Origin of the sequence: Methylopila capsulata, assembly GCF_016907975.1 — a bacterium.
Lineage (GTDB): Bacteria > Pseudomonadota > Alphaproteobacteria > Rhizobiales > Methylopilaceae > Methylopila > Methylopila capsulata.
In genome coordinates, this window is the sequence record NZ_JAFBCY010000004.1 from 432,925 (window position 1) to 451,457 (window position 18,533).

Here is an 18,533-nt window from a genome sequence, read left to right on the forward strand (position 1 = left end):
CGCTCAGAGGCGGACGATCGACCGTCACACGGGCGTGAGGAGGGAAAATCCTATGTTCAAGTCGCTTGCCGCCGCGGTTGCGGCCTTCGGGGTGCTGACGGGCGGCGCCGCCGCCGAGACTTATCCGTCCCGCGTCATCACCATGATCGTGCCGTTCTCCGCCGGCGGGCCGACCGACACGGTCAGCCGCCTCGTGGCGGAGGCCATGAGCAAGGATCTCGGCCAGCAGATCGTGATCGAGAACGTCGGCGGCGCCGGCGGCACGCTCGGCGCGGGTCGCGTCGCCAAGGCCGATCCCGACGGCTACACGCTGCTGCTCCACCACATCGGCATGTCGACGAGCGCGTCGCTCTACCGCAAGCTGCCCTACGACACGCTGAACGCGTTCGAGTACGTCGGCCTCGTCACCGACGTGCCGATGACCATCGTCGCCCGCGCCAATTTCGAGCCGGCCGACATGAAGGCGCTCGTCGAGTACGCGAAGGCCAACAAGGACAAGGTGACCTACGCCAACGCCGGCATCGGCGCGGCGTCGCACCTCTGCGGCATGCTGTTCATGTCGAAGATCGAGACCCCGCTCACGACCGTGCCGTACAAGGGCACCGGTCCCGCGATGACGGACCTCGTGGGCGGCCAGGTCGACCTGATGTGCGACCAGACCACCAACACGACGAACCAGATCAAGGGCGGCAAGATCAAGGCCTACGCCACCACGACCAAGGAGCGCCTCGCTGCGCTGCCGGACGTGCCGACCGCGGCCGAAGGCGGGCTGACCGACTTCGAGGTCGGCATCTGGCACGGGATCTACGCCCCCAAGGGCACCTCGCCGGAAATCGTCGCCAAGCTGTCGGCCTCGCTCCAGAAGGCGCTGAAGGATCCGAACGTCGTCAAGCGCTTCGCCGACCTCGGAACCGTCCCGTCGCCGGACGCCGACGCCACGCCGGAGGCGCTGAAGGCCAAGCTGACCTCCGAGATCGCCCGCTGGGCGCCCGTGATCAAATCCGCCGGCGTCTACGCCGACTGACCCTCTCTGGAGCCGGGAGCGGCGGGGCGACCCGCCGCTCCCGTTCTATTCGGCGCCCGCTTCAGGCGGGTCGACGCGTTCGTTCCCGAGGCCACTTCATGCAAATCAACACACGTGACGCCGCGGCCGGCGTCATCTTCATCGTGATCGCCGGGCTGTTCGCGCTCGGCACGCAAGAGCTGACGATCGGCACCGCGCTGCGGATGGGCCCCGGCTACTTCCCGCTGGTGCTAGCAGGCGTGCTTGGATTGATCGGCTTCATCACCCTCTTCAAGGCGGTCGGCAAGGCGCCGTCGCCGATGACCGGCGTGCCGTGGCGGGGCCTGATCCTGATCCTGGGCGCGCCGGTCGTGTTCGGCCTCACGCTCCGGGGCCTCGGCCTCGGGCCTGCGACCGCGCTCGTGGTCGCGATCTCCGCTTTCGCCAGCCGACGCGCCACGCTCGTCATGGCCGCCTCGCTGACCGTCGGGCTGACGATTTTCTGCGTTCTGGTGTTCAGCTTTGGCCTTGGGTTGCCGGTCCCGCGGATCGGCCCCTGGCTCACCTTTTAAAGCGAGGCTGAGATGGAGATCCTTCAGAATCTCGGGCTTGGCCTCGCGACCGCCGCGGAGCCTGTCAATCTTCTGTTCTGCTTCATCGGCGTTCTGCTCGGCACGCTGATCGGCGTGCTGCCGGGCATCGGCCCGACGGCGACCATCGCGATGCTGCTGCCGATCACCTTCGGTTTCGAGCCGGCGACGTCGCTGATCATGCTTTCCGGCATCTACTACGGCGCGCAGTACGGCGGCTCGACCACGGCGATCCTGATCAACCTGCCGGGCGAGAGCTCGTCGGCGGTGACCGCGATCGACGGCTACCAGATGGCGAAGCAGGGCAGGGCGGGTCCGGCGCTTGCGACCGCCGCGCTTGGCTCGTTCTTCGCCGGCACGGTGGCGACGGTGCTGATCGCGCTGTTCGCGCCGCCGCTCACCGAGGTCGCGCTGAAGTTCGGCCCGGCGGAGTACTTCTCGCTGCTGATGCTGGGCCTCGTGGCCTCGGTCGCGCTCGCGCACGGCTCGGTCATCAAGGCGCTCGGCATGATCGTGATCGGGCTTCTGCTCGGTCTCATAGGGTCGGACGTCAACACCGGCGCGCAACGCTTTACGATGGGCTTCCTGGAGCTCGCCGACGGCGTCAACTTCGTCGCGGTGGCGGTCGGCGTGTTCGGCATCGCCGAGATCCTGCGCAACCTCGAGGACGAGAGCGACCGCGAGGTGATGGTGAAGAAGGTCACGGGCCTCTTCCCAAGCAAGGAGGACTTCAAGGCGGCCTGGGCGCCCGTCGTGCGCGGCACGGCGCTGGGCTCCATCCTGGGCATCCTGCCGGGCGGCGGCGCGGTGCTGTCGTCGTTTGCGGCCTACACCGTCGAGAAGCGCATCTCGAAGACGCCGGAACGCTTCGGCAAGGGCGCGATCGAGGGCGTGGCGGCCCCGGAAGCCGCGAACAACGCCGGCGCGCAGACCTCGTTCATCCCGATGCTGACGCTCGGCATCCCGGCGAACCCGGTGATGGCGCTGATGATCGGCGCGATGATCATCCAGGGCATCCAGCCCGGGCCGAACGTCGCGGTGGAGAAGCCGGAGCTGTTCTGGGGCGTCATCGCCTCGATGTGGATCGGCAACCTGATGCTGGTGCTGCTGAACCTGCCGCTGATCGGGCTGTGGGTGCGGCTGCTGACGGTGCCCTACACGGTGCTGTTCCCGGCGATTCTCGCCTTCTGCTGCATCGGCGTCTACAGCGTGAACTCGAACGCGTTCGACCTCTATGCGGTGGCCGCCTTCGGCCTGCTCGGCTACGTGCTGGTGAAGCTCGAATGCGAGCCGGCGCCCCTGCTGCTCGGCTTCGTGCTCGGGCCCATGCTGGAGGAGAACCTGCGCCGCGCGATGACCATTTTCCGCGGCGATCCAACGGTGTTCTTCACCCGTCCCCTGAGCGCGGGCCTGCTCATCGTGGCGGTTCTCGTGCTCGTCGTCGTCTTCCTCCCCTCCGTGCGCAAAAAGCGCGACGAGGTTTTCCAGGAAGAGTGATCGACAAGGCTAGACAGGCGCGGGATGGTTTGTTACATCCCGCGCCATCGAAGCGATGCGGCGTCCCGAACGTCACTTTTCGATCGGGCGCATAGCTCAGTTGGTAGAGCAGCTGACTCTTAATCAGCGGGTCCTAGGTTCGAGCCCTAGTGCGCCCACCAAGTCTTTCTTGGTGTTTACCGCCGCATCATCGAGACGTTCCGACAGGACGTCATATGGTCGTTCCGACGACCGGCCTGCTTGGTTCTTCTAGCAGGCGGACCGCCGGTCCAGACCTGCCGCCGAGCGGCGCCCCTCCCCATCGAATGAAGCGAAACGCGCTCGCGGTCCTGTGCGCCCGAGGCGACGCGGATGAACGCGAGTTCGCCGTCCAGGAATCAGTCGTCGGAGCGGCTCGCTTCTCCCAGACCGGCGCCATCGGACAGGTCTTTCTCCATGAGGGTCAACGCCGCGAGCGCGTTGACCAGCGGCGCGACCGCGTTTCCGAATTCATAGGGGTCGAGCTGACCGAGCGTGTGATTGTTGAACTCCTGGCGCAGGAGCGAAACGACGGAACGCCGCGCCTCGTCGATCTCGGATGCGTTGGGGTCGGTCATATCTGCTCTGCCTTGTAATGCGACGCGCGGGGGCTGCGATCGTCCGCAGGAAGTAGGGTGATCGCCGGGGAAGCAATCCCGCGCGGGCAAAGATAGGACGGCGACGGCCCAGCTTGCGGGTCGAGTGACTGCAGGAGGCCGGCGCACGCGCCGAGACCGCGACTCGGCTCCGGCTCGTCAGCTCGCCCAGACGTGCGCGACCATTCTCCGAAAAAACTGCTCCGCCAGTTCGATCTCGCGCCGTCGCTCGGCCGGAGGCGCCTTCGAAAAGGCCGCCGTCGCCGCTTCGAACTCGCCGTCGACGAAGGTCGCGATCGACGCCGGGAGAGGAGCGGTCCCGAGCTCGCGGGTCACGGACTTCCGCTCGACCAGGTCAGCCAGAACGGACCGGACGTCGGACGGGGGATCGCATTCCTCGATCAGCGTCTGAAACCGCATGGGAGCGATCGCCGCATCGGGATGGCGCCGCAGCCAGCGCAGGGCCGCAGCCGGCCGCACGGCGTAGAAAATCTTCTTCAGCGCGACGGCCTTGCGGTCGGAGAAGTAGGCGTTTCGCTGGCGCAAGCCGAGATGGAGATAGTGGAGCGCGATGAGATTGCGGTCGGCGACGTTCTCAGCCAGCTCCAGAAACGCGGTCCGGAAGGTCTCGTCCACGCCGTAAGCGACAGGCGACCTCAGCCATTCGACGATGACCGCGTTGCCCTTGAGCAGAAGGCGAATCGCCTTGCCGAGCTCCCAGCCGTTCACGTCGAGGTCGCCGTCGAGCGGGGTCTCGATCACGTCGCGGCGTTGCCACGGCGACAGGTAGTGTTCGCTCGGGCGAACGAACACGAACCGGCGGTCGTAGTCGCTGTCGGGGGATGGAAAGCCCCAGGCCCGGCTGCCGCTCTCGATCGCCAGGGGGATCGCCACGCCCTCGCTCCGGCGGACGTCGTCGAGACGGCTGTCGATCATCCTGACGATGGCGTCGTCCATCGAGGCGGGAATCGATCTCGTAAGCACCGGGCTCGCCTCTCCGCGCGTTCGTGAGGATCGGCCAAGCCCTAGCACAAACGCCCGTGCGCCGAGGACGACGCCCCCCACCGGGCGATTCCCAACCCGCGTGGTTCTGTCGTAGCGTGCCGCTCCCCGATCACGCGGCCAGGGCGGTCGTCGATGTCGTCTCGATCGCTTCCGATGAAGCCGCGCCACTGGGCGGCGGGCGCCTGCGCGGCGGCCGCAGGGCTGATCGCGGCCCTGTCCGGACTCAACACGGTCCTCGGCTGGCCGACTCCGCAGACGGCTGCGCTGGCTTCGGCCTCCGGCGCGGCGTGGGTGGATGGCGCCCTGGTGGCGCTCGCCGCGGCCTGCGTGGCGGTCTACGCGCCCATCCCGTCGTTCCAGCGGGCGGGGGCGGTCCTCGCGTCGCTGGTCGCCGTCGGCGTCCTGGCGCATGTCCTGGCCGCGGCGTCGTCGAGCGGGGCCGGCGGGGGAGAGCTGGCCTCCGCCCCTGTCGCCGCCGTGCTCTGCACCGCGCTCGCCCTCGCGCTCGCCAACGTGGGATCGAGCCTCGTCGAAAACCTGCGCCAGGCGTTTCGGATCGTCGGCGTCGCGATCGCGGTTTTCGCCCTGGCGCTCTATGCGATGAAGCCCGCCGCGCTCGCCGCCGTGACGGGCTTCGGCGAGGTGTCGCTGCCGAGCGCCGCGGCGCTGGCGCTGCTGCATCTCGCGATCGGACTGGCGCGGCAGTCGTCGACGCTGCGCTGGCGCATCGCGCCGGTCGGCGTGCTCGCGCTGACGCCGCTCGCGGCGCTCACGGTGTATTTCGCGAGCGCCGAGCGCGACATCGCGCTGAAGCAGGCGGAGACGCGTCTCGCGGGCCTCGCCCGCCTCGGGGTGGAGCAGCAGGACGCGGTCATCGAGCAGGTGCGGCGCACGCTGGTCTTTCTCGCGCGCTTTCCCGAGATCCGCACGCCGGGACCCGCCTGCGACGCGACCGTCGCCCGCTTCGCCAGTCTGAACGGGCTGACGTCGTCGCTGTTCGTCGTCAGTCGCTCGGGCGAAGTGCTGTGCGCCCCGCGGCGCAGCGGACGCCCGATCTCCCTCGGCGATCGCGACTACGTCCGCGAAGCCTTCTCGACCCAGAGCTTCACGGTCAGCGGCTACATCGTCACAAGGGTGCAGTCCCGCGCGTCGATCGCGGTGGTGCAGCCTCTGCTGCTTCCCGGCGGCGCGACGGTGCTCGTCGGCGCCATCATCAACCTCGAGGCTCTGGGGGACCCGCTCGACCGGCTCGCCGTGGGAGGCGAGCGCGAGGCCGTGCTGACGCTCGTCGACAAGGACGGCGTCGTCATCGCGCGACGCCCGGACGACCGCGACCAGATCGGGGCGCGGGCGTTCGCGCGCGCGCCGGCCGACATGCTCACGACCCGCAGGGCCGCGTTCGAGGCGCCGGGCGACGGGGGCGAGCCCTTCGTGTTCGTCGTGCGCCCTCTCGCCTTCAGCGGAGGGCGGGTCATCGTCGGCCTGCCCAAGCGGGAGATCGTCGAGCCGGTCGACGCCCGGATGAATCGCCGCCTCGGCCTGATCAGCGCCCTGCTGGCCGCCTCCGTGGCGCTTGGGGTGTTCGGCGCCGAGATGCTGGTGCTTCGCCCCGTCCGGCGCCTGACGGCCTATGCCCAACGGCTTCAGGGCGACGAACCGGACGACCGCTCGCTGGCGGGCGCGCGTGGGGAAATCGGGATGCTCAGCCGCGCTCTGGCGGCGACCGCGGCGGCGATCCGCGACCGGGAGCGTCGGCTGGTCGAGGCGGAGGCGCTGTTCCGCGGGCTGTTTGACCACTCCCCCGATTCGAAAGCCGTCCTGCGCGTCGAGCCCGACGGATCGTTCCGCGTCGAGACCTGGAACGGCGCAGCCGTGGAGGCGAGCGGGTTGCGCCAGGACGATGTGGTCGGGCGGACGCCCGCGGAGATTTTCCCCGGCGGACCCGGGACCGCGCTGGAGGAGGATCTGCGCACGGCGGTCGAAACCCGGCAGCCGTTCACGGCCGAGCGTGAATCGGCCGTGCGCGGCATGCCGGCCGCCTACGAAATCGTCTATGTGCCGCTGAAGGACGCCGGAGGGCGCGTCGAGCGCGTGTTCGTCACCGCGCGCGACATCAGCGAGCGCAAGCGCGTCGAGCTCATGAAGACCGAGTTCGTGTCGACGGTCAGCCACGAGCTGCGCACGCCGCTCACCTCGATCGCCGGCTCGCTCGGCCTGCTCGCGGAAGGGGTCGCCGGTCCGCTCGGGGACAAGGCGCGCCATCTGATCGGCATCGCCCACGCCAACAGCTTGCGCCTGGTTCGGCTCATCAACGACATCCTGGACATCGAGAAGATCGAAGCAGGCCGCATGGCTTTCGATCTCGGTCCGGTGGCGCTCGAGCCCCTGGTCGAGGACGCCGTGAGCGGTCTCAGGGGCTACGCCCAGTCGTACGAGGTCCAGGTCGAGGTGGTGAGCGGAACGGACGCGACCATCGTGCGCGGGGACGCCGACCGCCTGAGCCAGGTGGCGACCAACCTGATTTCGAACGCCATCAAGTTTTCCCCGAAGGGAGAGACCGTCACGGTCACGATCGACGTGGACGGCGCCGCCGCGCGGCTGCGGGTGCGCGACCGCGGCCCGGGCCTGCCGGTCGGGTTCCGGCCGCACGTCTTCTCGAAGTTCGCGCAGGCGGACGGCTCCGACAGCCGCCGCAAGGGCGGGACCGGGCTCGGCCTCGCCATCGTCAAGGAGATCGTCGAGCGGCACGCCGGATCCGTGGGCTTCGTCAGCGAGCCGGGGGAGGGCGCCGAATTCCAGGTGCGGCTGCCGCGGATGCGGGAGGAGCGGGCGGCGTCCGCGCCGGCGTTGGACCGTCGGCCCTGCATCCTCGTGTGCGAGGACGACGCGATCATCGGCGCGATCCTGTCCGAACAGCTGTCCGAGGCGGGCTTCCGCACCATCCTCGCCACGACCGCGCGCAGCGCGAAGGCGGCCGCGACAGGGGACGTGCAGGCCATCCTGGTCGACCTGAGACTGCCGGACGGCCACGGCATCACCTTGATCCGGGATCTGCGCGCGTCCGCAGCGACCGCCACGACGCCGATAATCGTGGTCTCCGCCGAAGCGGACGCCGGCCGCCGCGACGCCCGCGCGGCGATGCTCGACGTCGTGGCGTGGCTCGAGAAGCCGGTCGACGTCCAGCGCCTGTCGGGACTCCTGCGCGATCGGCTGAGACCGCGCGGCGGGCGGCCCAAGATCCTTCACGTCGAGGACGACGCCGATCTCTGCAAGGTGGTGACCGCCGCCGTCGCGCCGATCGCGGACGTCGTGTCCGCGCGCAGCCTGATCGAGGCGCGCGCGCGGCTCGTGGACACGTCGTTCGATCTGGCGATCATCGACGTGGCGCTTGGCGACGGAAGCGGGCTCGAGCTTCTGGCCGATCTCGAAGCGACAACGCCGCGTCCGACACCCGCCATCATCTTCTCCGCGCACGACATCGACGGCGACGTCGCTCCCCAGGCGGCCGCGGCGCTGACGAAATCCCGGACGTCGCTCTCGGCGCTTGTCGACGCCGTGCGGCGGCTTGTGGGCCCGTCCGATTCCACGGACGCAGGCCCGGCGCGACGGACGGGGCAGGGCTAGACGCAGAGAAGGCCGATCGCGTCGCGACCGGCCTTCCGGATGTCACGTTTCAGACCGCCGTGCGTTCTGTGCGAAGGCAGGGCGACTGTCTGGTCCGGGCGCGGCGCAAGCGCCGCATCCGGGTGAGACGTTCAGTGCTTGAGGGCGGACCGCGCGGCGTCGGCGGTCTTGCCGACGGTCTTCTGGGCCTTGCCCTCGACCTGCTCGGCCTTGCCTTCGGCTTCGAGGCCGACGTTGCCGGTGACCTTGCCGACGCCTTCCTTGCCCTTGCCGACGGCCTCCTTGAGGGCGCCCTTCACGGTGTTCTTGTCCATGTCACTCTCCCTTTCCTGGCGCCTTGGCGCCGCAATGAAACGATCAGATCAGAGGAAAAACCGGCCGAGGACGACGCCGACGAGCAGCGCCGCGCCGGTGGCCGCGATCGGATTGCGCCGAATGGTGTCCTCGATGCCTTCGAACTCGCTCTCGAATCGATCTTCGGTCTCGGCGTAGGCGGCGCGGCCGCGGCGGTTGGCGCGGCGCAGGCGGCGCTCGGCGGCGTCGCCGGCGTCGTCGAGGGCGTCGCCCACGCTCTCGCCCGCTGCGCGCGCGCCTTCGGCGGCGCTACGCCCGGCGTTCTTCACGCCATCGGCCAGATCGTCGACTTTTTCGGAGATGTTGGGGTCCGCCATGTCGCTCAAATCCTTTCGTTGTCCAGCGCCCTGAGCGCAGGACCAGCGCCGCCGTCGGCGGCGGGAGTGGCGGCTAAACGTGCGGCCGGAACAGGAGTTCCATCCGGCGAGGCGCCGCGCGGCGCCTCGGGAGAGACGCGCCTGTGAAAAGGGAAGGCGTCGCATGCGTTTGCCCGCTTGCGGAGCGCCGCTGGTCCTCCTATAAGGGCCGCCGTCGGCCGCGGAGTGTAGCGCAGCCTGGTAGCGCACCTCGTTCGGGACGAGGGGGTCGCAGGTTCGAATCCTGCCACTCCGACCAGCCGACTTCAGGACGTCGCGGATATCCCGATCCGCCGCCCCGCTTGGGCGACGCGTCATGCATCGGCCGGGCAGGCTTGAACCATCCGAAGCTCTCGCCTGGCGACGACGGCTCCGCCGACGCGCCGCCTCTTCAGTGTTTGGACCTCGAACCGCCGCCGCCGCTCGGCCGGGCGCCGTTGACCGCGCTTTGCGGCCGTCGCATGGATCGGCGGACGCGGCGTTCGGATCTCGGGTCCGGGGCGCATGCGGACGTGCAAGACGGGCGGCGACAACGGTGACGCGCTGGATCGAACGGCCCCTGGCTTGGCTGAGGGCGCAGGCCGAGGCCGCGCGCCGGGCGGCGGGGCGTTCGCGCGTCCGGCTCGAGGCCTTGGCGTCGGGGGCGGTCGCCAAGGCGCGGGCCGGTTTGTCCGCGGCGGGCCCCAAGGGCCGTCGCCAGCCGCCGAGCGCCGGCGCCCTGCGCGCGGCCCCCGCCGCCCTGTCCCAGCGATTTCGCATCCATGGCGCTCGTTGGTCGCGGGACGTCCGCGCCCGCCTCGTGGCGGCCCGAGACCAGGCGGCGATGCAGTTGCGGCGCGCGGCCCCGCGGGCGAAGCCGCGGCCAGCGGCGCGGCCCGTCGTGCCCGTGCGGCCACGCGGCGGCGCGGGGGCGCGCATGAGGTCGGCCGTCGGCGCCGCGGCGCTCGTGGTCCGCCGCCGGTCCGCGACGGCGGCGGGGGCGATCCGCGGCCTCGCCCGCCGCCCGAACCCTTCGCCGCAGCCGCGTCCCGTCGGAACTAGGCGCCGCGCGCCGGAGTGGGCGCCGGCGGCGCTCGGGGGCGCGGCTCTGGGGCTGGTGCTGCTGGTGTTCTCGATCGCGATCTGGCGGATTTCGGCCCAGACCGGGCTGATCGACGACGCGCGGCAGGTTCACGTCGTCGCGGCGCCGGTCCCGACGGCCCCCGAGGTCGTCGCGCCTTCGGCCACCGCGGACACCCCGCCGGCCGAAGAGCCGGCCGCGGCCTTCGACGACGCCTGGCTGCGGGGGCCGTTCGCGCGCCCGACGCGCTTCATGCGCCGCCTGGAGGCGACGCCCGCGCAGCTCTGCGGACGGCTCCGGCAGCTCGGCCTGCCCGAGGCCCCGGTCACGCCCGGACCTCTCCCGACCTCGCCGGGGTGGTACTGCCTGGCCTACCAGGCCCTCGGCGAGAACGGGTCGAGCCTGATCGTCACCCTGCGGGGCGGACGGCCGACCGCGGTGGACGTGGTCCGGCTGAAGCTCAACGTGCTGAAGCCGGGCGACGACCGGGAGGTGACCCGCGCGGCGACCGAGGCGCTCGAGGGCCTGCACGCGACGCTCGGCTGGCGGGCCCCGCAGCGCGTGCTGCGGGCGATCGCGCAAAAGGCGAGCCTCCGGCTGGAGGAGCACGGCGCCCGCTACGAACTGCTGCGCGAGGACGGCCCCGAGGTCCGCCTCAACGTGCTCATGACGTTCTACGACGACGGAGCGATTCTCGATCCCGCGCGGTTCACGGTCGCGCCGCCGTGGCGCTGACGGCGGACCGCGTCAGAGCCCGAAGCGGACGCCGGTCGCGAGGTTGGCGGCGGCCGCCCATTCGCCCGCAGGCGTCTTCGCGCCGCCCTCGGGCTGCACGCGGGTGACCCGGAAGCGACCGTCCGCGCAAACCACCACGACGCCGTCCGCGTCAACGACCGCCACTTCGCCGAGCTTGCCGGCGATGTCCTTCGGCGTCTTGGCCGGCAGAGGAACGGCGTCGAGGATCTTGACGGTCTGGCCGTCCAGCGTCGTCCAGGCGCCGGGGGAGGGGTTGCAGCCGCGGATCAGGCGGTCGATCTGCTCCCAGGGCTTGCCCCAGTCGATCTTCGCGTTCGCCACGCGGCAGATGCCCTCGTAGGTCGCCTTGTCCTCGTCCTGCTTTATGCGCGGCGCGGTCCCGGCCTTCACCAGATCGACGGCCTCCAGCATCGCCTCGACGCCCATCGGGAACAGCCGGTCGAAGTAGACCGAGCCGAGCGTGTCCTTCGGGCCGATCGGGGTCGTCTTCTGCAGAAGCACGTCGCCGGTGTCGAGGCCGTCGTCGGGCCAGAAGATCGACAGGCCGGTCTCGGTCTCGCCCTTGATGATCGGCCAGTTGATGGCGGAGGCGCCGCGGTAGGCCGGCAGCAGCGAGGGGTGGTACTGGATCGAGCCGTGGGTCGGGATGGCGAGGAAGCTCGACGGCACGAACAGCGTGACGAAGGCCATGACCTGCAGGTCGGGCTTCAGCGCCCGGAAGGCCTCGGCGACCTCGTCCGACTTGTACGAGGCGGGCTGGCGCACCTCGAGGCCGTGGGCGAGCGCCGCCTCCTTCAGCGGGTCGGGCTTCTGGCCCTCCTTCTCCGGCGCGACGTAGACGGCCACCACGTTATCGCCGCGGGCGAGCAGCGCCTCGAGTACCGCCTTGCCGAAGGCCTGCTGGCCGTGGACCACGATGCGCATGGGACGTTCTCCTTGTAATCTGTCCGGGGTCCCTGGCCCGGCCGCCCAATTCAGTTCGTCTCGGAGCAGGCTCGATGAACAAACGCAGCGAAACGCGCATGACCGTGATCCCGATCCTGTTCGTTCGGGATGTTCCGCTAGCGGCTGGCTACTTTAAAGACAAGCTCGGCTTCGAGGTGGACTTCCTCCACGGTGAACCGCCCTTCTACGGATCCGTCTCGCGAGGACGGGCGTGCTTCCATTTTCGCTGCGTGAAGCGCCCTAACTTCGTCGAACTGGCCGCGCGCGAGCCGTCCCTGATCCTCGCCACGGTGGAAGTCGACGACGTGCATGGGCTTTTCCGCGAATTCGAGGCGCACGGCGCCGACATCCGGCAACAGCCTACCCGGCAACCATGGGGCGGGACCGATTTTCACGTCCGCGATCCCGACGGTAATGTGATCTCGTTCGTCACATACGACTAAAAAGGCCGCCGCATCGCCGCGGCGGCCTTCCCGAAGAACGTCAGGCGAAGATCACTCGGCTGCGAGGCGCTGGATCTGGCCGACGGCGCCCGATCCCTCGATCTCGGCGATCTCGTTGTCGGAGTAGCCCAGCACCTGGCGCAGGATCTCGTCGGTGTGCTCGCCCAGCAGCGGCGAACGCTCGACCTCGACCGGGCTGCCCGAGAGCTTGATCGGGCTTCCGACCGTCAGATACTTGCCGCGGGTGGGGTGGTCGACCTCGACCACGGTGCCGGACTGGCGCAGCGACTCGTCCTCGGCGATCTCCTTCATGGAGAGGATCGGCCCGCAGGGGATGTCGTACTTGTTGAGGATGTCCATGGCCTCGAACTTGTCGTGCTTCATGGTCCACGCCTCGATGCGCGTGAAGATCTCGTTCAGGTGCGGCAGCCGCGCCTTTGGCGTGGCGTAGTTCGGATCGGTCTTCCAGTCCGGCTCGCCGATGATGTCGCAGATCTTCTCCCAGACCGGGGCCTGGGTGATGAAGTAGAGATAGGCGTTGGGATCGTGCTCCCAGCCCTTGCACTTCAGGATGCGGCCGGGCTGGCCGCCGCCGCTGTCGTTGCCCGCGCGCGGCACGCTCTCGCCGAACTCGATCCCTTCGCCGAACTGGCTGTATTCGCGCAGCGGGCCGTGCTCGAGACGCTGCTGGTCGCGCAGCTTGACGCGGCAGAGGTTCAGCACGGCGTCCTGCATGGCGCAGTCGACCCGCTGGCCCTTGCCCGAATGGGTGCGGTGGAACAGGGCGGTGACGATGCCGAGCGCGAGGTGCAGGCCCGTGCCGCTGTCGCCGATCTGCGCGCCGGTGACCATCGGGATGTCGTCGCGGAAGCCGGTGGTCGAGGCCGAGCCGCCGGCGCACTGCGCGACGTTCTCATAGACCTTGCAGTCCTGGTAGCGGCCGGGGCCGAAGCCCTTCACGGACGCGAGGATCATGCGCGGGTTGGCCTCCTGGATCTTCTCCCAGGTCAGGCCCATGCGGTCGAGCGCGCCGGGCGCGAAGTTCTCGACGAGGACGTCGCACTCCTTCACGAGGCGCCACAGCACCTCCTTGCCCTTCGCGTTCTTCGAGTCGAGCGTGATGGAGCGCTTGTTGTGGTTCAGCATCGTGAAATAGAGGCTGTCCACGTCCGGGATGTCCTGCAGCTGCGCGCGGGTCGCATCGCCGACGCCGGGGCGCTCGACCTTGATCACGTCAGCGCCGAACCAGGCGAGCAGCTGCGTGCAGGTCGGACCCGACTGGACGTGGGTGAAGTCCAGCACGCGGACGCCTTCCAGAGCCTTGCTCATAATGCTTCCCTGTCTCTCATTCCGTCGCGTCGACCGTGCAGGCGCCCGGTCGACGGTTGTCACGGCCAGATGACGGCGCGGAGGCCGCGCCGTCAATGCGGCTCTGGTATTAGATATACCTCATGCGACTCTTGGTCTCCGACGGTTGACCGCCGGAGACCTGCCGCGGGAGCGTCACTTCTTCTTGACGACGCTCTGCGGGTTGAGGCTGCCGATGTTGCCGCTCTCGGTGCCGGCGGCCGGGTCGATGACGGCGTTGATGAGGGTCGGGCGACCGGAGTCCATCGCCGCGTCGACCGCGCGCTTCAGTTCGTCCGGCGTCGTGACGTTGACGCCGACGCCGCCGAAGGCCTCCATCATCTTGTCGTAGCGGGCGTCCGCGACGAACACCGTCGGGGCGACGTCCTCGCCGCCGGTCGGGTTCACGTCCGTGCCGCGGTAGATGCCGTTGTTGTTGAAGACGACGATGCACACGGACAGGTTGTAGCGGCAGATCGTCTCCACCTCCATGCCGGAGAAGCCGAAGGCCGAGTCGCCCTCGACCGCCAGCACCGGCTTGCCGGTCTCGACCGCGGCGGCGATGGCGAAGCCCATGCCGATGCCCATGATGCCCCAGGTGCCGACGTCCAGGCGCTTGCGCGGCTGGTACATGTCGATGATGCCGCGGGCGAGATCGAGCGTGTTCGCGCCCTCGTTCACGAGGATCGCGTCGGGCCGCTCCTGGATCACCGTCTTCAGCGCGCCGAGCGCGCCGTGGAAGTCCATCGGAGCCGCGTTCTTGCCGAGCTTGGCGGCCATCTTGGAGACGTTCGCCTCCTTCTTGGCCTTCAGGGTCTCCGTCCAGTCGGACGGAACGGCCGGCCAGTTCGCGTCGACGCCCGCGAGCAGCGCCTCGACGCAGGAGCCGATGTCGCCGACGACCGGCGCGACGATCTCGACGTTCGAGTCCATTTCCTTGGGCTCGATGTCGATCTGGATGAACTTCTTCGAGCCGGGCGCGCCCCAGGTCTTGCCCTTGCCGTGGCTGAGCAGCCAGTTCAGGCGGGCGCCGACCAGCAGCACGACGTCCGAATCCTTCAGCGCGGTCGAGCGGGCGGCGCCGGCCGACAGCGGGTGGGTGTCGGGCAGCAGGCCCTTCGCCATGCTCATCGGCACGTAGGGAATGCCGGTGCGTTCGACGAGTTCGCGCACGAGGTCGTCGGCCTGGGCGTAGGCCGCGCCCTTGCCGAGCACGATGAGCGGACGCTTCGCGCCCTTGAGGACATCGAGCGCGCGCTTGATGGCGGACGGGGCGGGGATCTGGGCCGGCGCGGCGTCGATCACCTTGACGAGCGACTTCTCGCCCTTGGTCGCGTCGAGCACCTGGCTGAACAGCTTGGCGGGCAGGTCGAGATAGACGCCGCCGGGACGGCCGGAAACCGCGGCGCGGATCGCGCGGGCCACGGCGATGCCGATGTCCTCGGCGTGCAGCACGCGGAAGGCGGCCTTGCACAGCGGCTTGGCGATGGCGAGCTGGTCCATCTCCTCGTAGTCGCCCTGCTGCAGGTCGACGATCTCGCGCTCGGACGAGCCGGAGATGAGGATCATCGGGAAGCAGTTGGTGGTGGCGTTCGCGAGCGCGGTGAGGCCGTTGAGGAAGCCGGGGGCCGAAACGGTGAGGCACACGCCGGGCTTCTTGGTGAGGAAGCCCGCGATCGCCGCGGCGTTGCCGGCATGCTGCTCGTGGCGGAAGGAGATGACGCGCATCCCTTCGGCCTGCGCGAGGCGGCCGAGGTCGGTGATCGGAATGCCGGGGACGCCGTAGATGGTCGTGATGTCGTTCAGCTTCAGCGCGTCGATGACGAGGTGGAAGCCGTCGGTCAGCTCAGGTTCTGCGGCGATCTGCGGGTCCATCGCGGGCGCGAGATTCCGTTCTTCGGCGGGCGATTCGATCTTAAGGGCTGCGGCGCTCGACATGGGACATTCCTCCAGGGGGCTTTTTTGCGTTGAGGCCGGACGAACGGCCCAATTCTCGAAGCGGCGCGATGACGCGCGCCTGCCGGACTTCGAAATCGCGTGGCGTCGGCTCTTCGGCCGCTGTTCCTCGCTTTTCCGCGCGGTTGCGCGGGGGGCCAGACGATGATCCGACGCCGCGCCGGGCGAGAGGCTGAAAGACCGCCTCGCATCCGCCTGTCGCGCCGTTCGAAACGCTCGTCATCAGGTGCGCCAAAATCTGGCATGCCAGATACGAAACGTCAACGAGACCTGCGACGGCATGGCCTATTGACGTATGCTGCAACGCAAAAGCCACGGAGCGATCACGGCTTTCTCGCGCTTCCGTGAGCAGTATTGGCATGCCAAATACAAAATCTCCGATACTTTCGTTTAATAGAAGGCGTGATCCGCGCGATCGGCGAACCCCATCGCCGGACGGCTCCGACGGCAGGCCCGCTCGCCGTCGACGATCCGGGTCAATCGGGCGTTCGCCGCGGCCGTGACGCCCGCGACGCCGGCGCTTCAACCTCAAGGAGTCGGTGGCGCTCTAAGCGTCTAAGCGTCGCAGCGACGCTATCTCGCATTCGACTAAGGCGTCGTTTCCAAAGCGCGGGCCGCTCCGGTTATGGTGCGCCAGTAGACCACGACCGGGCGCCTCTTTCTCGTTATTGGAGATTTGTTGTGCGGCGCAGCACAGAGACGAACGAACATTTCGTCCCTTGCACGTTTGGCATAACGGATACCAAGATGGCCCCAGTGAGCGAACAACGCCACGTAACGAGAAAAATTCTCAGGGGTAGGAAATGACCACAGCGCTACAGGCCGGGGAGCCCGGCCACCGCGTCAGCGACGCCTATCGTTGGACGCAATTGGCCGTCGGCGTCATCTGCATGGTGATGATCGCCAACCTTCAGTACGGGTGGACGTTCTTCGTCCCCGACATTCAGAAGCAGTTCGGATGGGATCGCGCGGCGATCCAGTGGGCGTTCACCCTGTTCGTGCTGTTCGAGACCTGGCTTGTGCCGGTCGAAGGATGGTTCGTCGACAAGTACGGCCCGCGGGTCGTGGTGATCTTCGGCGGCGTGCTCTGCGGCGTCGGCTGGGTGATCAACGGCTACGCGGCGTCGCTCAACCAGTTCTATCTCGGTCAGGTGATCGCGGGCATCGGCGCCGGCGCCGTCTACGGCACCTGCGTGGGCAACGCCCTGAAGTGGTTCCCGGACAAGCGCGGCCTCGCGGCCGGCATCACCGCCGCCGGCTTCGGCGCGGGCGCGGCGCTCACCGTCGCCCCGATCCAGTCGATGATCGCGAACTCGGGCTACCAGGCCGCCTTCATCAACTTCGGCATCGGCCAGGCCGTGGTCATCTGCGCGATGGCGATCTTCCTCGTCGCTCCGAAGTCCGGCCAGACCCCGGCGGTCACGGTCAACGCCGCGAACGCTCAGAGCCGCCGCAACTACCGTCCGACCGAAGTGCTGCGCCAGCCGATCTTCTGGCTGATGTACGCCATGTTCGTCGCCGTCGGCGCCGGCGGCCTGATGATCACCGCCAACCTGAAGCCGATCGCGGCCGACCTCCACATCGACAAGGTCGACGTGACGCTCGTGGGCCTGACCATGACGGTCGTGACCTTCTCCGCCACCATCGACCGCATCCTGAACGGCCTGACCCGTCCCTTCTTCGGCTGGATCTCGGACAAGATCGGTCGTGAGAACACCATGTTCATCGCCTTCGCGATGGAAGGCGTCGGCATCTACCTGCTGTACCTCTGGGGTTCGGATCCGGTGTGGTTCGTGCTGCTGTCGGGCTTCGTGTTCTTCGCCTGGGGCGAGATCTACTCGCTGTTCCCGGCGACCTGCACGGACACCTTCGGCTCCAAGTTCGCCGCGACCAACGCCGGCATGCTCTACACCGCCAAGGGCACGGCGGCGCTGCTGGTGCCCTTCGCGAACTACATGCAGCAGGCCCAGGGCTCGTGGGACGGCGTGTTCCTGATCGCCGCCGGCGCGAACATCGCGGCCTCGATCCTCGCGATCGCCGTGCTCAAGCCCTGGCGCAAGTCGGTGGTCGCCAAGGCCCAGGCCGAGATCGACGCGGCTCCCGCGCCGCGGGTCGCCACCGCCTGATACGGTTCCCGCGGTTCGCGGGCGCGCTCGCCCTCCGCGCGTCCGTCCGCGGCTCCTCGGCCCCCGGCGCTTCGGCTCCGGGGGCCTTTTCATGAGAGGCTCTTTCGACCGGCCCCCGCCGAAAAGACGATCGAGCTTTGGGTCGAGATGCGGCAGAAGACGGAACGCAACCTTCGACGCCCCCTCGGTCCCGCCGGGCGGATCCGCCGCCGACACGCCTCCTTCTCCAGCTGAGAGCGCTTGATGAACATTCACGAATACCAGGCGAAGAGCATTCTTCGCGAGTACGGCGCGCCCGTGCCGAACGGATTCCCGATCTTCTCCCTCGACGACGTCGACAACGCCGCGAACGCTCTCGGCGGTCCTGTCTGGGTGGTGAAGTCGCAGATCCACGCGGGCGGCCGCGGCAAGGGGAAGTTTGTCGAACCGGACGCGGGCGAGGCGGGCGGCGTCCGGCTGTCGCGTTCGGTGGATGAGGTGAAGGCGAACGTCCGCCAGATGCTTGGCCGGACGCTTGTGACGAAGCAGACGGGTCCTTCGGGGAAGCAGGTGAACCGTCTGTATGTGGAAGAGGGCTCGCTGATCGAGAAGGAGTTCTACCTCTCGGCGCTGGTGGACCGGACGACGGGGCATGTGGCCTTCGTGGTGTCGACCGAGGGCGGGATGGACATCGAGGAGGTGGCGCACGAGCACCCCGAGAAGATCCACACCATCACGGTGGACCCGGCGACGGGGGTGCAGCCGCATCATGGGCGGACGGTGGCGAAGGCGCTGGGGCTTTCGGGCGACCTCGCCAAGCAGGCGGGCTCGGTGGTCGAGAAGCTCTACGGGGCGTTCGTCGCGACCGACATGGCGAT

15 protein-coding genes and 2 tRNA genes are annotated in these 18,533 nt (G+C 68.9%); 10 read left to right on the forward strand and 7 right to left on the reverse strand.

Going from position 1 to position 18,533, the window contains the following annotated elements; translation table 11 throughout:
* The first annotated feature begins 52 nt into the window (after positions 1–52).
* The 4 genes from JOD31_RS17915 (at position 53) to JOD31_RS17930 (ending at position 3,251) form a co-directional block, all read left to right on the forward strand.
* Complete coding sequence (locus tag JOD31_RS17915) at positions 53–1,024, forward strand: tripartite tricarboxylate transporter substrate binding protein BugD (protein ID WP_204951788.1); 972 nt, start codon at positions 53–55, stop codon at positions 1,022–1,024.
* A gap of 98 nt (positions 1,025–1,122) precedes the next feature.
* The gene (locus tag JOD31_RS17920) at positions 1,123–1,575 is read left to right on the forward strand and encodes a tripartite tricarboxylate transporter TctB family protein (protein ID WP_204951789.1); all 453 of its coding nucleotides are present in this window, start codon (positions 1,123–1,125) and stop codon (positions 1,573–1,575) included.
* A 12-nt stretch (positions 1,576–1,587) separates the two neighbouring features.
* Positions 1,588–3,090, forward strand: coding sequence for a tripartite tricarboxylate transporter permease (locus JOD31_RS17925; RefSeq protein WP_204951790.1), 1,503 nt, complete (start codon positions 1,588–1,590; stop codon positions 3,088–3,090).
* A gap of 85 nt (positions 3,091–3,175) precedes the next feature.
* A tRNA-Lys gene (locus tag JOD31_RS17930) sits at positions 3,176–3,251 on the forward strand.
* Positions 3,252–3,467: 216 nt separating this feature from the next.
* On the opposite strand, the gene JOD31_RS17935 is transcribed toward JOD31_RS17930, so the two are convergent.
* Together JOD31_RS17935 and JOD31_RS17940 are read right to left on the reverse strand one after the other, a co-directional pair.
* Entirely contained in the window at positions 3,468–3,686 is a 219-nt protein-coding gene (locus tag JOD31_RS17935; RefSeq protein WP_204951791.1) for a hypothetical protein, read from the reverse strand.
* 177 nt (positions 3,687–3,863) lie between these two features.
* The gene (locus JOD31_RS17940) at positions 3,864–4,688 is read right to left on the reverse strand and encodes a nucleotidyltransferase domain-containing protein (protein ID WP_271206210.1); all 825 of its coding nucleotides are present in this window, start codon (positions 4,686–4,688) and stop codon (positions 3,864–3,866) included.
* A 153-nt stretch (positions 4,689–4,841) separates the two neighbouring features.
* Between JOD31_RS17940 and JOD31_RS17945 the strand changes: the two genes are divergently transcribed.
* A complete protein-coding gene (locus tag JOD31_RS17945) occupies positions 4,842–8,333 on the forward strand; it encodes an ATP-binding protein (RefSeq protein ID WP_204951792.1) in 3,492 nt (1,163 codons plus the stop codon).
* A 131-nt stretch (positions 8,334–8,464) separates the two neighbouring features.
* Here the strand turns inward: JOD31_RS17945 and JOD31_RS17950 are convergent, their stop codons facing one another.
* Positions 8,465–8,647 (reverse strand): CsbD family protein, encoded by a 183-nt coding sequence (locus tag JOD31_RS17950; protein ID WP_204951793.1) that lies wholly within the window; start codon positions 8,645–8,647, stop codon positions 8,465–8,467.
* Between the two features lie 48 nt (positions 8,648–8,695).
* Positions 8,696–9,004 carry a hypothetical protein gene (locus tag JOD31_RS17955; RefSeq protein ID WP_204951794.1) on the reverse strand — a complete coding sequence of 103 codons (309 nt, stop codon included), beginning with the start codon at positions 9,002–9,004 and terminating at the stop codon, positions 8,696–8,698.
* 221 nt (positions 9,005–9,225) lie between these two features.
* Here JOD31_RS17955 and JOD31_RS17960 point away from each other — a divergent pair.
* Both JOD31_RS17960 and JOD31_RS17965 read left to right on the forward strand, forming a co-directional pair.
* Positions 9,226–9,302: transfer RNA gene (locus JOD31_RS17960), tRNA-Pro, on the forward strand.
* A gap of 657 nt (positions 9,303–9,959) precedes the next feature.
* Positions 9,960–10,838, forward strand: a complete 879-nt coding sequence (locus JOD31_RS17965) for a DUF6030 family protein (protein WP_204951795.1) — start codon at positions 9,960–9,962, stop codon at positions 10,836–10,838.
* Between the two features lie 12 nt (positions 10,839–10,850).
* Here JOD31_RS17965 and JOD31_RS17970 read toward each other — a convergent pair whose 3' ends face one another.
* A complete protein-coding gene (locus JOD31_RS17970; protein ID WP_204951796.1) occupies positions 10,851–11,783 on the reverse strand; it encodes a methionyl-tRNA formyltransferase in 933 nt (310 codons plus the stop codon).
* A 74-nt stretch (positions 11,784–11,857) separates the two neighbouring features.
* Between JOD31_RS17970 and JOD31_RS17975 the strand changes: the two genes are divergently transcribed.
* Positions 11,858–12,247, forward strand: a complete 390-nt coding sequence (locus JOD31_RS17975) for a VOC family protein (RefSeq protein WP_204951797.1) — start codon at positions 11,858–11,860, stop codon at positions 12,245–12,247.
* Positions 12,248–12,298: 51 nt separating this feature from the next.
* On the opposite strand, the gene frc is transcribed toward JOD31_RS17975, so the two are convergent.
* Positions 12,299–13,576, reverse strand: a complete 1,278-nt coding sequence (frc, locus tag JOD31_RS17980; RefSeq protein ID WP_204951798.1) for a formyl-CoA transferase — start codon at positions 13,574–13,576, stop codon at positions 12,299–12,301.
* A 174-nt stretch (positions 13,577–13,750) separates the two neighbouring features.
* Positions 13,751–15,469, reverse strand: a complete 1,719-nt coding sequence (oxc, locus tag JOD31_RS17985; protein ID WP_204951824.1) for an oxalyl-CoA decarboxylase — start codon at positions 15,467–15,469, stop codon at positions 13,751–13,753.
* Between the two features lie 884 nt (positions 15,470–16,353).
* Between oxc and oxlT the strand changes: the two genes are divergently transcribed.
* Together oxlT and JOD31_RS17995 are read left to right on the forward strand one after the other, a co-directional pair.
* Positions 16,354–17,676, forward strand: coding sequence for an oxalate/formate MFS antiporter (oxlT, locus tag JOD31_RS17990; protein ID WP_204951799.1), 1,323 nt, complete (start codon positions 16,354–16,356; stop codon positions 17,674–17,676).
* A gap of 243 nt (positions 17,677–17,919) precedes the next feature.
* Positions 17,920–18,533, forward strand: a 614-nt coding sequence (locus JOD31_RS17995) for an ATP-grasp domain-containing protein (RefSeq protein WP_338100624.1), incomplete at its 3' end; no start/stop codon positions are given.